Genomic DNA, 13,815 nt, shown 5'->3' on the forward strand with positions numbered 1-13,815 from the left:
GTCTTTTGACAATGACGTTTGCCCGGGTTTCGGCGCCGCAGGGACCACCGATTTGACGTCAAAGACCGGCGTCGTGCAGCACCCATTCCTAGACTGGACCCCCAGCATCGCAGCCAAGAAAACCGGAGACCTCGGATGACTCAAGATTCCCGCGACGACGCGGACAAGGCGAACGAATCGCCAAAGGGCGCATCGCCCGACGCACCCCTGCCACAACACCTTCCTCTCGCTCAGACGCCGACAGCCAGCGTGGCTGGTCGCACGCTTGCGCAGTCGACGCATCAGTGGCGCACCAGGTCGTCGCCTGTGCGTGCCGATGCGCCCAATGTGCTGATCATCATGCTCGACGACGTCGGATTCGCCCATGCCGACACGGTCGGCGGCGCGATCCACACGCCCACGCTGAGCCGCATCGCCGACACCGGGCTGCGCTACAACGCGTTCCACACCACAGCGATCTGCTCGGCCACCCGCGCATCGCTGCTGACCGGGCGTAACCACCACCGGGTCGAGTCCGGCACGATCACCGAGTTCGCGAGTGACTTCGACGGCTACACCGGCGAGATACCGAAGAGCTCGGCCACCATCGCCGAGGTGCTCAAGCACTACGGCTACAGCACCGCCGCGTTCGGCAAGTGGCACAACACGCCCGCCCTCCAGACTTCCGCGGCCGGGCCCTTCGACCGCTGGCCCACTGGCTGTGGCTTCGATCATTTCTATGGTTTCATCGCCGCGGAAACCTCGCAGTACCAGCCCAGCCTATATCGCAAAACCACGCCGATCGAAGCACCGAGCGACCCCACCTACCACCTCAGCGAAGACCTTGCCGCACAGGCCCAAAGGTGGCTGCGCGAACAGCATGCGCTCACGCCCGACAAACCCTTCTTCATGTACTGGGCGCCAGGTGCGGTTCATGGTCCGCATCAGGTCTTCAGCGAATGGTCAGACAAGTACAAGGGCAAGTTCGATGGGGGCTGGGACGCCTACCGCGAGCAGGCATTCCGGCGCCAGGTCGAGATGGGCTGGATCCCGGCGGACAGCCAGCTGACGCCGCGCCCGGACACGCTCGCCGCATGGGAGAGCCTGCCCGAGGCTGAGCGCAAGTACCAGGCGCGGCTGATGGAGGTCTACGCCGGCTTCCTGGAGCACGCTGACGTGCAGGCAGGCAAGGTCATCGACGAACTCGAACGCCTGGGCCTGCGCGACAACACGCTGGTCTTCTACGTGCTGTCCGACAACGGCGCATCGGCCGAAGGAGCGGGCGGCACCATCAACGAGATCCTGTCGATCAGCGGCGTGCCCGTGCCGTTCGCACAGCAGATGAAGATCCTCGAAGAGGAATACGGCGGCCTGCAGGCATTGGGTGGCCCGAAGGTCGCGAACATGTACCACGCCGGCTGGGCCTGGGCGGGCGAGAGCCCGTTCCAGGGTACGAAGCTGGTCGCCGGCTACTTCGGCGGCACGCGCGTTCCGATGGCGGTGTCGTGGCCCAAGGGCATTGCGGCCGACGCGGCAGTGCGCGGCCAGTTCCACCATGTCAACGACATCGCGCCCACGATCTACGAACTCGTCGGCATCGCGCCGCCCGCGACGGTCAACGGCGTGACGCAGGATCCGCTGGACGGCCTCAGCCTCGCCTACAGCTTCGCGGATGCGTCGGCACCGACGCGCAAGGCGCAGCAGTACTTCGAGATCTTCGGCAGCCGCGGCATCTACGCCGATGGATGGATGGCGTCGGTCTTCGGGCCGCGCCTGCCGTGGCTCTCGGCCACTGCCGCGGCGTACGCGAACTGGAATCCCGACGAGGACGTCTGGAAGTTGTACCGGCTCGGCAGCGACTATTCGCAAGCGACGGACGTGGCGGGTCAGCATCCCGAGAAGCTGGCCGAATTGCAGCGCAAGTTCGACGAAGAGGCTCGCGCCAATCACGTCTACCCGATTGGCGCCGGCCTTGGCCCGCTGTTGAATCCCTCGGCACGCATCGGAACGACGCAGACTGAATGGCACTTCAATCCGGAAGTCACGCGATTGCCTGAGTTCTGCGCGCCCAATCTGCGCGCGCGCAGCAACAAGGTGTCGCTCGACGTGGAGGTTCCTGCGATGGGCGAAGGCGTGCTGTACGCGCTCGGCGGCGTGGCCGGTGGCCTCGTGCTCTACATGGACGCCGGACACCTGCACTACGAATACAACAGCCTGAGCGTGATGCGTACAAAGCTTCGGAGCGCAGGGCCCATCGCGGCCGGACCGCATCGGTTCGAGCTGCAGACCCTTCTCGCCGGCCCCGCGCCCGGTGCACCCGCCACCCTCGTCATGCGCGTCGACGGCATTGAAGTGGCCCGCGGCACGGTCCCGTTCACCGCACCCCTGTGCTTCACGGCCAGTGAAACGCTTGACATCGGCACCAACCTCGGCTCGCCGGTCTCGCTGGACTACTACGACCGCGCGCCGTTCCGCTTCAACGGATGCATCGGCGACGTGCACATCGTCTACACCCCATGACAAAACGACCAGGAACTTTCAAGCCGGTGCAGCTCGACCCGGAGGCGGCCGACTACATCGTCATCGGCGGCGGCTCCGCCGGCTGCGTTCTCGCGGCCCGGCTCAGCGAGGACCCGGCGGTGACGGTGTGCCTGCTCGAGGCCGGCGCGGCGGACACCAGCGCGCTGATCCAGTGCCCCTCGGGCCTGCCGATCGTGCTGCCGTACCCGATCTTCAACTGGGCGTTCAAGACGCTGCCCAACAAAGGCCTGAATGGACGCATCGGCTACCAGCCGCGCGGCAAGGCACTGGGCGGATCGAGCTCGATCAACGGGATGATGTACATCCGCGGCGACCGCAGTGACTACGACCGCTGGGCCGCGGCCGGCAATACCGGCTGGAGCTACGCCGACGTGTTGCCGTACTTCAGGAAGTCCGAGAACAACGAGTTCTGGGGCGCTTCCGAATACCACGGCGCCAGAGGTCCGCTGAACGTGGCGGACGTGATGGAGCCCAGCATGTATGCGCGGGCCTTCGTCGAGGCCGCCGTTCAGGCGGGGCATCCGCGCAATCCGGACTTCAACGGCGCACATCTGCTGGGTGTGGGTCTGACGCAGCTCACGCAGAAGAACGGCGAGCGCTGCAGCGCGGCGAAAGGCTTCCTGACGCCGAACCTTGCGCGGCCGAACCTGCGGGTCGTCACGAAGGCTCGAACCACGCGCATCGTGATCGAAGACAAGCGCGCGGTGGGCGTTGAATACCGGGACGCCAACGGTGCCGTCCGATTGCTCGCGGCGCGGCGCGAGGTCTTGCTGTGCGCGGGTGCCTTGCAGTCGCCGCAGGTGTTGATGCTGTCGGGCATCGGCCCGGCCGCGACCCTGAAGCGCCACGGCATCCCGGTCGTCCACGACGCGCCGGGCGTCGGGCAGAACCTGCAGGACCACATCGACGTGGTTCACAGCTATGAAGCCGGCGTATCTCGCGGGCTGCTCGGGCTTTCGTTCAGCGGTGCGTGGGCGGTGCTTAAAGGCCTGTTCGACTGGCGCCGCTACCGGCGTGGCGTGCTGACCTCCAACTTCGCAGAAGGCAACGGCTTCATGAAGACACGGCCCGAAGAGACTGTGCCGGACCTGCAGTTGGTCTTCGTGGTCGCCAAGATCATGGACCACGGTCGCAAGATCCTGTTCGGCAACGGCTACTCGCTGCATGCCTGCATGCTGCGTCCGAAATCCCGCGGCAGCGTGTCGCTGGCGAGTGCGGACCCGATGGCGCCGCCGCTGATCGACACCAACTTCCTGTCCGAACAAAGCGATGTCGATTGCCTCGTGCGTGGCTTCAAGCGCCTGCGCGTCATCACGCGCCAGGCCGCCTTGGCCCGCTTCGGCGGCAGAGAGTCGAAGAACTCGGCGTGGGCGCAGACCGACGCGCAGATCGAGAAGTTCGTGCGCGACCATGCCGACTGCGCCTACCACCCCGTCGGCACATGCCGCATGGGCAGCGGGCCTGACGACGTGGTCGATGCGCAATTGCGCGTGAAGGGCGTGGAGGGCCTGCGCGTGGTCGACGCGTCGATCATGCCGGACCTGGTCTCGGGCAACACCAACGCGCCGACCATCATGATTGCCGAGAAAGCGGCCGACATGATCAAGGCCACCGCACGCCGGATGCATACCGGCGCACCGGCTGCACCGGTGCAGGCGACCACGGTGACCACGGCGAGTCTGTCCGCCGTGGCGGCGTGAGCCTCGACGCCGTGGTGACGGCCTTCCTGAAGACGGTATGCCTCGTGGTCTATGCCGTCGCTCTGGCCGGCCTCGCCGGATGGCTGCGAGACGCGTTGGCCAGCGCGATGCAACTGATCGCGCTCGTCTTCCTGTCCTTTCATGCGCTGGAACTTCCGTTCGTCTTCGGGTACGTGCGCCGGTACCCGGGCCCCTTGGCCGTCAGTGTCGTGTTGACGCTCTTGTTCGGACTGCTGCACTGGATGCCGCTGACGAGGAAGTAGGCGCGTCGACGCGCGGCTTCAATTCAAAAAGACATCGGAGACACCATGAGAACCAACGACACCATCGAGGCATTGAACGCCACGCTGGCGAAGCAGCGCAAGGCCGCTCTGGCAGCGCCTTACCCCGAGGTCGGCCACCGCACCCGTGATCTCAAGGCGCTGCGCCTCGCCCTGCAGCGCTACCAGGACGAACTCTCCCGCGCGATGAGCGACGACTTCGGCCGCCGCTCGGAGTTCGAATGCAAGATGCTGGACGTACTGGGCCCGGCCGTGCAGATCGACCACGCGCTGTCGCATCTGAAACGCTGGATGAAGCCGCAGCGTCGTGCTGTCGACTGGATGTTCCTCACCAACAGGGCCAAGGTTGTCTACCAGCCCAAGGGCGTCGTCGGGGTGATCGCTGCGTGGAACTTCCCCGTGATCGAATCCATCGGGCCGCTGGTGACGGCGCTCGCCGCGGGCAACCGGGTGATGATCAAGATGTCGGAGTTCTCGCCGCGCAGCACGGCGGTCCTGCGGCGGATGCTGGCGGAGATTTTTCCCGAGGACCAGGTTGCGGTCTTCGGCGGGGGCGTCGAGATCGGTCAGGCTTTCGCGAGCCTGCCGCTGGACCACATCGTCTTCACAGGCTCGCCGGAGATCGGCCGGCACATCATGCGCGCCGCATCCGCAAACCTGACGCCGGTCACGCTGGAGCTCGGCGGCAAGTCTCCCGCGATCGTCGGGCGTTCCGCCTCGATGGCCGTGGTCGCGCGGTCGATTGCGCACGGAAAGGCCTTCAACAGCGGACAGGCCTGCGTGGCCCCTGATTACGCGCTGGTGCCGCGCGAGCGCATCGATGAATTCGTCGCCGCCACGGCGCGCGCGTTCGAGCGCATGTACGCCGATCCGGTCTCGGACCCGAACTACACCAGCATGGCGTCGGACCGCCATGCGGACCGCACCCGGGAACTGCTGGCCGATGCCGTGGCCAAGGGTGCCACTGTGACTTCGTGCGGCGCGGGCGACGGCGCACGCATCATCCCGCTGCAGATCGTGACCGGTGTGACGCCTGACATGCGCATCATGCAGGAGGAGCTCTTCAACCCGATCCTCCCCGTGGTCGCGTGCGATTCGATGGAGCAGGCGGTCTCGTTCGTCGCCTCGCGGCCGCGTCCGCTGGCGCTCTACTACTTCGGCACCGAACCCGCCGAGCTGCAGCGATTGACGCGCGACGTGCATGCAGGCGGCATGACAGTCAATGACTGGGCGTGGCATGTCTTCCAATGCGACCTGCCCTTCGGCGGCACCGGCAATTCCGGTATCGGGAGCTGGCGCGGCCCCGAGGGATTCCGCTCGCTCTCGCATGCAAAGTCCGTCTTCACGGTGCATCGGTTCTTTCCGATTCATCTGTTCCATCCGCCTTACGGGTCATGGGTGCAACGGCTGACCCTGAAGCTGTTTCTCGGCAAGCGAGAGAGCGGCTCGATCTCCGCCGAGGGCACCCCGACTGCGGGGAGTGCCACGACATGATCGAGCCAGGCAACAGTGCGGCGGCCTCCGGCGAGGCGACACCGCCGGCCGGCGCCTATGCGTGGACCGTCTTCGCGCTGACCTTCGGGCTGATGCTGTCGGACTATCTCTCGCGCCAGGTCATCGGTGCCGTGTTCCCGTTCCTGAAATCGGACTGGGGCGTGTCGGACTCCCAACTCGGTGCGCTGGTCAGCGTCGTCTCGGTGGTGGTCGGCGTCCTGACCATCCCGATGTCGATGATGGCCGATCGGTGGGGCAGGGTGAAGAGCATCACGCTCATGGCCTTCGTATGGTGCCTGGCGACCATCGCTTGCGGGCTGGCCACCAGCTATACGCAATTGCTGGTCGCTCGCGCCCTGGTCGGCGTCGGCGAGGCTGCGTATGCGGCAGCGGGCGCTGCGCTTCTCGCGCACACTTTTCCGATCGGCAGGCGCGCCGCGATCCAAGGCGCATTCCAATCGGCGGGCCTGTTCGGATCGGTCCTCGGTGTGGTGATCGGAGGCGCCGTCGCGAGCCAGTTCGGCTGGCGGACCGCGTTCTTCGTGGTCGGAGCACCGGGCCTGCTGCTGGCGCTGGCGTACCCCTTCGTGGTGCGCGACTACCAACCACCCAAGCTCATGGCTGGCGATCGCGGCAACGCGGCAGTGCCGCTCGGCCAACTCGTGCGGCAGGTGTTCGTCGCTCGCTCGGGCAACCTGACCTTCCTGGCATTCGGCCTGCAGATGGCGATCCCATCTATTCTGATCGCGTGGATGCCGACCTTCCTCATTCGGTCCTATGCGTTCGAACCGCGCAAGGCGGCGCTCATGGCGGCAGTGGTCGTGCTCGTCGCGGGCGTCGGCGTGCTCTTCGGCGGCGGCATTGCGGATTGGTTGAGCAAAGGCCGCCCGCGCTACCGAGCCATCGTCCCGGCCGCCTACACGCTGATTTGCGGCGTGATGCTGACCTCGGGCTTCTCCATGTCACCGGGTCCGGTAGCGTTGGGGCTGATCGTGGTGGGCGCGGTGTTCGCCGTTGCGCATGGCGGGTGTGCGGTGGCGATCGTCATGGACGTCACGCATCCGGCGGTGCGTGCCACGGTGACCGCGACCGCGGTGCTGGGCGCGAGCCTGCTGGGCTTGGCGCCTGGCCCGTTCGTCGTGGGCCTGATCTCCGACATGAGTGATCTGAAGACGGCGCTCACGATCGCTCCGCTGATCTCCCTGGTTGCGACCGGGCTGTTTCTTCTCGCGTCGCGTGCCTACGAAGGCGATGCCGCGCGGTTTCGCAACGTTGCGCCGCCCGAGCCAGATCGACTGCTTCGTCCGTCGCCCCTGCCGCGACTTGGCCCCGTTCCATCGTCCGGACAGGCGAATCCTCTGCAATGACCTGTGGCCGAGAGGCGCCACTTTTAGCATCCCTCCATCGACTTCAGAACCACATTGCAGTGTGTTTCTGACCCCTGCTGGAAGTGGAAAAAAGAGAGACATCATGAATGACGACATCCTGCTGTTCGAAGCGCTTGGCCCGGTTGCACGCATCACGCTGAACCGCCCCAGGGCCATGAACGCCCTGAACCTGGCGACCCTCGCCGAACTGGAGCGCGGCCTCGCCGACATCGCAAGAAACGACGAGATCCGCGTGCTGGTGATTACCGGTAACGGTCCCGCGTTCTGCGCCGGAGCCGATCTGAAGGAAGTGCTTGCGGGTGCGGATCTCGCCCCCGGTGAAGCCGACTTCCTGGACCGCGCCAACGTCGTGTTCGGCGCGCTGCGCGCCTTCCCCAAGCCTGTCATCGCGGCGCTCAACGGCGTGACGATGGCCGGCGGGCTCGAACTCGCGATGTGCGCCGACATCGTGGTGGCTGCGGAGAGCGCCACCATCGCCGACGCGCACGCCAACTTCGGCGTTTTCCCAGGTGCCGGCGGTGCCGCCATCCTTCCGCGGCTGATTCCGCTGAACATGGCGATGTACCTGCTCATGACCGGCAAGTCGCTCTCGGCGGCCGAGATGAAGGCCTGCGGCCTGGTGTGCGAAGTCCACCCCGACGCCAGCCTCGCGGAAGCCACGCTCGTGCTGGCCCGCCACATCGCGCAGAAAAGCCCGATCGCCCTGCGTCGCATGAAGCAAGTGGCGCGTGCATCGGCCGACAAGACAGGCACCGACGCGCTGCTGCACGAGCAGGTGATGCTGCGCCAGCACATGCGAACCGCCGACTTCCACGAAGGCCTGACGGCCTTTGCCGAGAAGCGCGCACCGAATTTCCCGGGCCGCTGAGCGGCTCGATCACACAAGGACTGAATCAATGAACGACATCTACGTGGTCGGCGTGGGCATGACGCCCTTTGGCCGCCTCCTGGACCGCACGGTCTACGACATGGTGGAAGAGGCCGTATTGCTGGCCGTAACGGATGCAGGGTGCACGGTCAAGGACATCGGCTCGGCCTTCTACGCCACGCTGACCAACGGCCAGTTCCAGGGCCAGACCGCCATCCCCGGACCGATCGCCATGCGTCGGCTGGGACTGGAGGGCGTTCCCGTGTTCAGCGTCGAGAACGCCTGCGCTTCGGGTTCGTCTGCCTTCAATCTCGCGACCATGGCCTTGCGCTCGGGCAGCTGCGACATCGCACTGGCCGTCGGTGCCGAGAAGATGAACATTCCCGACAAGGCCAAGATGTTCAGCGCCTTCGACGGCGGTTGGGATGTCTCGACGGTGGACCAGAACAAGGCGACGCTGCTCGCGATGGGGCATCGCGTGGTGCCTCCGGCCGGCACGATGTCCGAGAAGCCCTACAGCGTCTTCATGGATGTCTACGCCGCGCTGTGCCGGCAGCACATGCAGACCTACGGCACCACACAGCGCCAGATTGCCGCCGTCGCGGCCAAGAACCACCAGCACTCTGTGCATAACCCGCTCGCGCAATACCGCGAGGCTTGCAGCATCGAGCAGGTGCTGGCGGCACCCCCGATCACCTATCCGCTGACGCTTCCGATGTGCTCGCCGATCAGCGACGGCGCCGCAGCGGTCATCCTGTGCAACGCCGAAGGGCTGAAGCGCATCAACGGGGCCGCCGGCCGAGCGGTGCGCGTACTGGCCAGCGTGGTGCAGACCGGCAGCTCGCGCGGCATCGACGAGCCGCACAAGATCGTGGCGCACCTCGGCGCGAAGAAGGCCTACGAGCAGGCCGGCGTGTCGCCCGAGGACGTCGACGTGGCGGAAGTGCACGACGCGACGGCCATGGGCGAGATCCTGAATGCGGAGTCGCTGATGCTGGCCGGCTTCGGCGAAGGCGGCCCGGCTGCCGAGCGCGGCGACTTCACGATCGGCGGACGCATTCCGATCAACCCGTCGGGTGGCCTGGAGTCCAAGGGCCATCCGATCGGCGCCACCGGCCTGGGCCAACTGCACGAGCTGGTCATGCAATTGCGCGGCGAGGCCGGCAAGCGCCAGGTCAGAGATGCCCGCATCGCCATCCAGGAGAACGGCGGCGGCCTCTATGGCATCGAGGAAGCCGTGGTGGCGATCACGATCCTGGCCAGGCAATAACCCGACTAGACAGATACGGAGCAATCAATGGGACATGTCATCAGAACCGAAGAGCAACAGGCAGCGATCGACGGCCTGAAGCGCTTTCTCGACGCCGAGATCGAGCCGATCTTCAGCAAGGAGTACCGCGACAAGTTCGTGCCGAAGGAACAGATGGGCGCGATCATGCGCCAGCTTTCCCGCTTCGGCCTGATCTCGGGCACGGTCGACGAAGCCCACGGCGGCATGGGCCTCGACTGGCTGACGATGATCATGCTGTTCGAGGAAGTCGCCACCACCTCTGCCGACCTGTCGGTGCCGGTGCTGATCAATTCCTTTGGCGCCTACATGGTCCAGCAGCTCGCCCCGGCGCACCTGCGCGAGCGCTACCTGCCGGGCCTGGTCAGCGGCGAGCTCTTCTGCAGCATTGGCATCTCGGAGCCGGATGTCGGCTCCAACGTGCTCGAGATCAAGACTCGTGCACGCCGGGATGGCGACCACTTCATCCTCAACGGCGAGAAGACCTGGATCAGCAATGGCTCGTACTCCGACTTCCTGATCTGCACCTGCCGCACCGGCGACGATCCGCGCCGGGGCCTGACGCACTTCCTGCTGGACCGCAAGGAGCATCCCTATGAGGTGCGAGACATCCACAAGATCGCCTGGAACAGCCAGTCGACCGCGCAGATCTTCCTGAACGACGTGCGCGTGCCGGCGTCGAACATGATCGGCAACGAAGGCGAGGCACTGAAGAACACGCTGTCGATGTTCGAGCGCTCGCGCGTGTTTGTGGCGGCGCAGGGGCTGGGCATCGGCCGGCGCGCGCTCGAAGAGTCGGTGCGCTACGCCACTGACCGCAAGCAGCATGGCAAGGTCATCGCCGGCCATCAGCTGATTGCCGCAATGCTGGCCGAGATGGCGACCCAGGTCGATGCGTCGCGTCTGCTGGTCTATCGCGCCGCTTCGATGATCGAAGCCGGCGTGCCCGCCGAGATGGAAGCCGCGATGGCCAAGTATTTCGCTTGCGAGGCCGCCGTCACCATCGCCCGCCAGGCCGTGCAGATCCACGGCGGCAACGGCGTGACTCGGGAATTCCTGGTCGAGAAGCTGGCCCGCGAGGCCATCGTCGCGCCGATCCCCGAGGGCACGACGCAGATCCAGCAACTCCTCATTGCGCGCGCGCTCACCGGCGTCAACGCTTTCTAAGCCTTCCAAGGACACATCATGCGAATCAAGGACAAAGTCATCGTCATCACCGGCGGTGCATCGGGCCTCGGCCTGGCCACGGCGACCTACATGGTCAAGGAAAAGGGCGCACGCGTCGCCATCTTCGATGTGAACGTCGAAGCGGGCGAGTCGGCCGTGGCGGACCTCGGCGCCGACAGCGCAATGTTCGTGCAGACCGATGTCAGCGACGAGGCATCGGTGCAGAGGGCCGTCGACGCGGTGATGGACCGCTACGGCGCCATCCAAGTCTGCATCAATGGCGCTGCCATTCCAACCGGCTTCAAGGTACTGGGCAAGGATGGCAAGGCGGCGCCACTGGCCCGCTTCGCGCAGATCACCGCGGTCAACATCAACGGCGTCTTCAACGTGATGTCCAAATGCGCGGAGCAGATGGCGAAGAACGAGGCGGAAGTCGGCGAAGAGCGCGGCGTCGTCATCAACGTGTCGTCCGGCGCCGCCTACGAGGGCCAGATCGGGCAGGCCGCCTATGCCGCTTCCAAAGCCGCGATCATCGGCATGAACATGCCAGCGGCCCGCGAGCTCGGTGCCATCGGCGTGCGCGTCAACGCCATCGCTCCCGGGCTCTTCCTGACCACGATGGTGGCCGGCCTCGACGAGAAGGTGCTCACCTCGCTCAAGGAGCAGATGGAAGCCCCCCGGCGCCTGGGCGACATGCGCGAGTTCGCGCATTGCTGCGCCTTCATCGTCGAGAACGCCTACGTCAACGCCGAAACGATCCGCCTGGACGGCGCGGCCCGCCTGCGGTCGAAGTAGAGCGCGCCTCGGTCCGACGACGGCAGTCCCATCCATCAACAAAGAGAGACATACACCATGAGAATCGCTGACTATTTCGACGGCGCCGCTGCGCAGTACCCCGACAACCTGGCCTTCGTCGATGGCGAGATGCGGATGGACTTCGCGCAGGCGCAGAAGATTGCGCATGCCATCGCGAACGCGCTGACCCGCGAGAAGCAGGCCGGCGCGGGTCCGCACGTGGCGATCTACAGCCCTAACGACTACCGCGTCACCCTGCTGCACCTGGGCATCAACCTCGCGGACATGGCGTGGCTGTCGGTGCACATCAGGAACGCGGTGGAGACTAACGCGGAAGTGCTGGACTACTTCGATGCGGACATCGTCTTCTTCCACAGCCATTTCGAAAGCAGCGTGCCGCTGCTGAAGGCCAGGTTGTCGAAGGCCAGGCTCTACATCTGCATCGACCGTCCCTCCGAGCATGGCCGCTCGATGGACGAATGGATGGCGGATTGCTGGCATCCGTTCCGCAACGAGCAGGAAGATGCCGAGACGGTGGCCTTCCTCCAGCCCACCGGCGGCACGACCGGCCCCTCGAAGGGCGCGGTGCACACGCATCGCACGCTCGAGATGATGGGCCTGGCGGTGTCGACGGAGTTCGAAGTGGATGCCGAGTCGCGGCACCTGGTGATCGCTCCGCTGACGCATGCCGCCGGGTTGATCGTGCTCGGGCTGGCCGTCAGGGGCTGCGCGACCATCATCCTTCCGGGATTCGACCCCGAGGCCGTTCTGAGCCGGATCGAGAAGGAGCGGGTCACGCACCTGTTCCTGCCGCCCACCGCCGTCTATGCGCTGATGGCCCATCCCAGGTCGAAGACGACGGATTTTTCCTCGCTGAAGTGCTTCATCGTGGGTGCGGCGCCCATTGCGCCCGAGAAGTTCAAGGAGGCCGTGCGCATGTTCGGCCCGGTCATGTACGAAGGCTTCGGCCAGACCGAAACCCTGATCCCCATCCTTGTGAAGCGTCCTTCGGACTACCTCCGCAGCGACGGCAGCTTCGACGAAGACGCAGTGCGCGCGGCGGGCAAGCCGGTCCGCGTCGTGCGCGTCGGCATCATGGATGCAGAAGGCAAGCTCCTGCCCGCCGGCGAACGCGGCGAGATCGTGGTGCGTTCGTCGATGACCATGCAGGGTTACTACAAGAAGCCCGAGGACACCGCGGCGGCTTCCACCTTCGGCTGGCACCATACGAGCGACGTGGGCGTCGTCGACGAGCGGGGCTTCGTCACCATCGTCGATCGAATGAAGGACATGATCGTCTCTGGCGGCTTCAATATCTTCCCCGTCGAGATCGAGAAGTTGATCCAGGGCCACCCTGCGGTGCTCGACTGCATCGTCGTCGGCGTGCCCGACGAGAAGTGGGGCGAGGCGGTCAAGGCGGTCGTGCAACTCAAGCCCGAGCAAACGCTCGACGAGGCCGAGCTGATCGCACTCTGCAAGGATCAACTGGGCAGCGTCAAGGCGCCGAAGACGGTGGAGTTCTGGGACACGTTGCCGCGCAGCGCGGTCGGCAAGCTGCTCAAGAAGGACGTGCGGGCCAAATTCTGGGGTGACCAGTGGCGAGCGGTCTGATGCAGGATTGCGCCGTGAGTGCGGTCGATGCAGTCGACGGGGCCATGCGAGGGCGTCGATCGGTTCGCGCCTTCGCGGCGACACCGGTTTCGCAGCGGACGGTGACCGAGATCCTGGACGTCGCGGCTTCCGCACCCAGCGGCACCAATACCCAGCCGTGGCACGTCATCGCGCTGGCGGGTGCCGCCAGGCACGCACTCTGCGAGCGCGTGCTGCACGCGTTCCACCACGAGCCGGGCCAGCACGAGCCAGAGTACGACATCTATCCGCCCGAGTTCGTCGAGCCCTACCTCGGCAGGCGTCGCAGGAACGGTTTCGAGCTCTATGCACTGCTTGGCATTGCCAAGGGCGACAAGGCCGCGATGCAACGACAGCACGCCCGCAACTTCAGCTTCTTCGATGCACCGGTCGGCCTCATCTTCACGGTCGATCGGCGGATGGCCCGCAGCAGCTGGGTCGACTACGGAATGTTCCTGCAGAACGTCATGCTCGCGGCTCGTGCCCGCGGCCTCGACACCTGTCCCCAGATGGCGTGGGCCATGTATCCCCGCATCGTCGGCGAAGTCCTGGAATTGCCGGAGCACCAAATGGTGGTGTGCGGAATGGCGCTCGGCCATGCCGACACGGGCGCTGCGGAGAACCGGCTGCGTGCTGAGCGGGAACCAGTGGAGAACTTCAGCCGCTTCAGCGGGTTCTAGACGGG

11 protein-coding genes are annotated in these 13,815 nt (G+C 65.8%); all 11 read left to right on the forward strand.

Annotation, left to right across the window (positions count from 1 at the left end):
* Positions 1 to 135 precede the first annotated feature (135 nt).
* The 11 genes from QTI04_RS15725 to QTI04_RS15775 all read left to right on the forward strand — a co-directional run bounded on the left by QTI04_RS15725 (position 136) and on the right by QTI04_RS15775 (position 13,810).
* Complete coding sequence (locus QTI04_RS15725) at positions 136 to 2,499, forward strand: arylsulfatase (protein WP_286616427.1); 2,364 nt, start codon at positions 136 to 138, stop codon at positions 2,497 to 2,499.
* Positions 2,496 to 4,220: a GMC family oxidoreductase gene (locus QTI04_RS15730; protein WP_286616428.1), complete on the forward strand. Its 1,725-nt coding sequence runs from the start codon at positions 2,496 to 2,498 to the stop codon at positions 4,218 to 4,220. The genes QTI04_RS15725 and QTI04_RS15730 overlap by 4 nt, the downstream gene beginning before the upstream one ends.
* Complete coding sequence (locus QTI04_RS15735) at positions 4,217 to 4,483, forward strand: hypothetical protein (protein ID WP_286616429.1); 267 nt, start codon at positions 4,217 to 4,219, stop codon at positions 4,481 to 4,483. Before QTI04_RS15730 ends, QTI04_RS15735 begins: the two co-directional genes overlap by 4 nt.
* 45 nt (positions 4,484 to 4,528) lie before the next feature.
* Positions 4,529 to 5,995: a coniferyl aldehyde dehydrogenase gene (locus QTI04_RS15740; RefSeq protein ID WP_286616431.1), complete on the forward strand. Its 1,467-nt coding sequence runs from the start codon at positions 4,529 to 4,531 to the stop codon at positions 5,993 to 5,995.
* The gene (locus tag QTI04_RS15745; RefSeq protein ID WP_286616432.1) at positions 5,992 to 7,362 is read left to right on the forward strand and encodes an MFS transporter; all 1,371 of its coding nucleotides are present in this window, start codon (positions 5,992 to 5,994) and stop codon (positions 7,360 to 7,362) included. Before QTI04_RS15740 ends, QTI04_RS15745 begins: the two co-directional genes overlap by 4 nt.
* 103 nt (positions 7,363 to 7,465) lie before the next feature.
* Positions 7,466 to 8,251 carry an enoyl-CoA hydratase/isomerase family protein gene (locus tag QTI04_RS15750; RefSeq protein WP_286573229.1) on the forward strand — a complete coding sequence of 262 codons (786 nt, stop codon included), beginning with the start codon at positions 7,466 to 7,468 and terminating at the stop codon, positions 8,249 to 8,251.
* 28 nt (positions 8,252 to 8,279) lie between these two features.
* Complete coding sequence (locus QTI04_RS15755; RefSeq protein WP_286616433.1) at positions 8,280 to 9,521, forward strand: thiolase family protein; 1,242 nt, start codon at positions 8,280 to 8,282, stop codon at positions 9,519 to 9,521.
* Between the two features lie 27 nt (positions 9,522 to 9,548).
* Positions 9,549 to 10,706 (forward strand): acyl-CoA dehydrogenase family protein, encoded by a 1,158-nt coding sequence (locus QTI04_RS15760; RefSeq protein WP_286616434.1) that lies wholly within the window; start codon positions 9,549 to 9,551, stop codon positions 10,704 to 10,706.
* An 18-nt stretch (positions 10,707 to 10,724) separates the two neighbouring features.
* Positions 10,725 to 11,501, forward strand: a complete 777-nt coding sequence (locus tag QTI04_RS15765) for an SDR family NAD(P)-dependent oxidoreductase (RefSeq protein ID WP_286616435.1) — start codon at positions 10,725 to 10,727, stop codon at positions 11,499 to 11,501.
* 57 nt (positions 11,502 to 11,558) lie between these two features.
* Positions 11,559 to 13,112, forward strand: coding sequence for a class I adenylate-forming enzyme family protein (locus tag QTI04_RS15770; protein ID WP_286616436.1), 1,554 nt, complete (start codon positions 11,559 to 11,561; stop codon positions 13,110 to 13,112).
* Between the two features lie 44 nt (positions 13,113 to 13,156).
* Complete coding sequence (locus QTI04_RS15775) at positions 13,157 to 13,810, forward strand: nitroreductase (protein WP_286573238.1); 654 nt, start codon at positions 13,157 to 13,159, stop codon at positions 13,808 to 13,810.
* Positions 13,811 to 13,815 lie beyond the last annotated feature (5 nt).

Source organism: Variovorax sp. J22R115, assembly GCF_030317005.1.
Taxonomy (GTDB): domain Bacteria; phylum Pseudomonadota; class Gammaproteobacteria; order Burkholderiales; family Burkholderiaceae_C; genus Variovorax.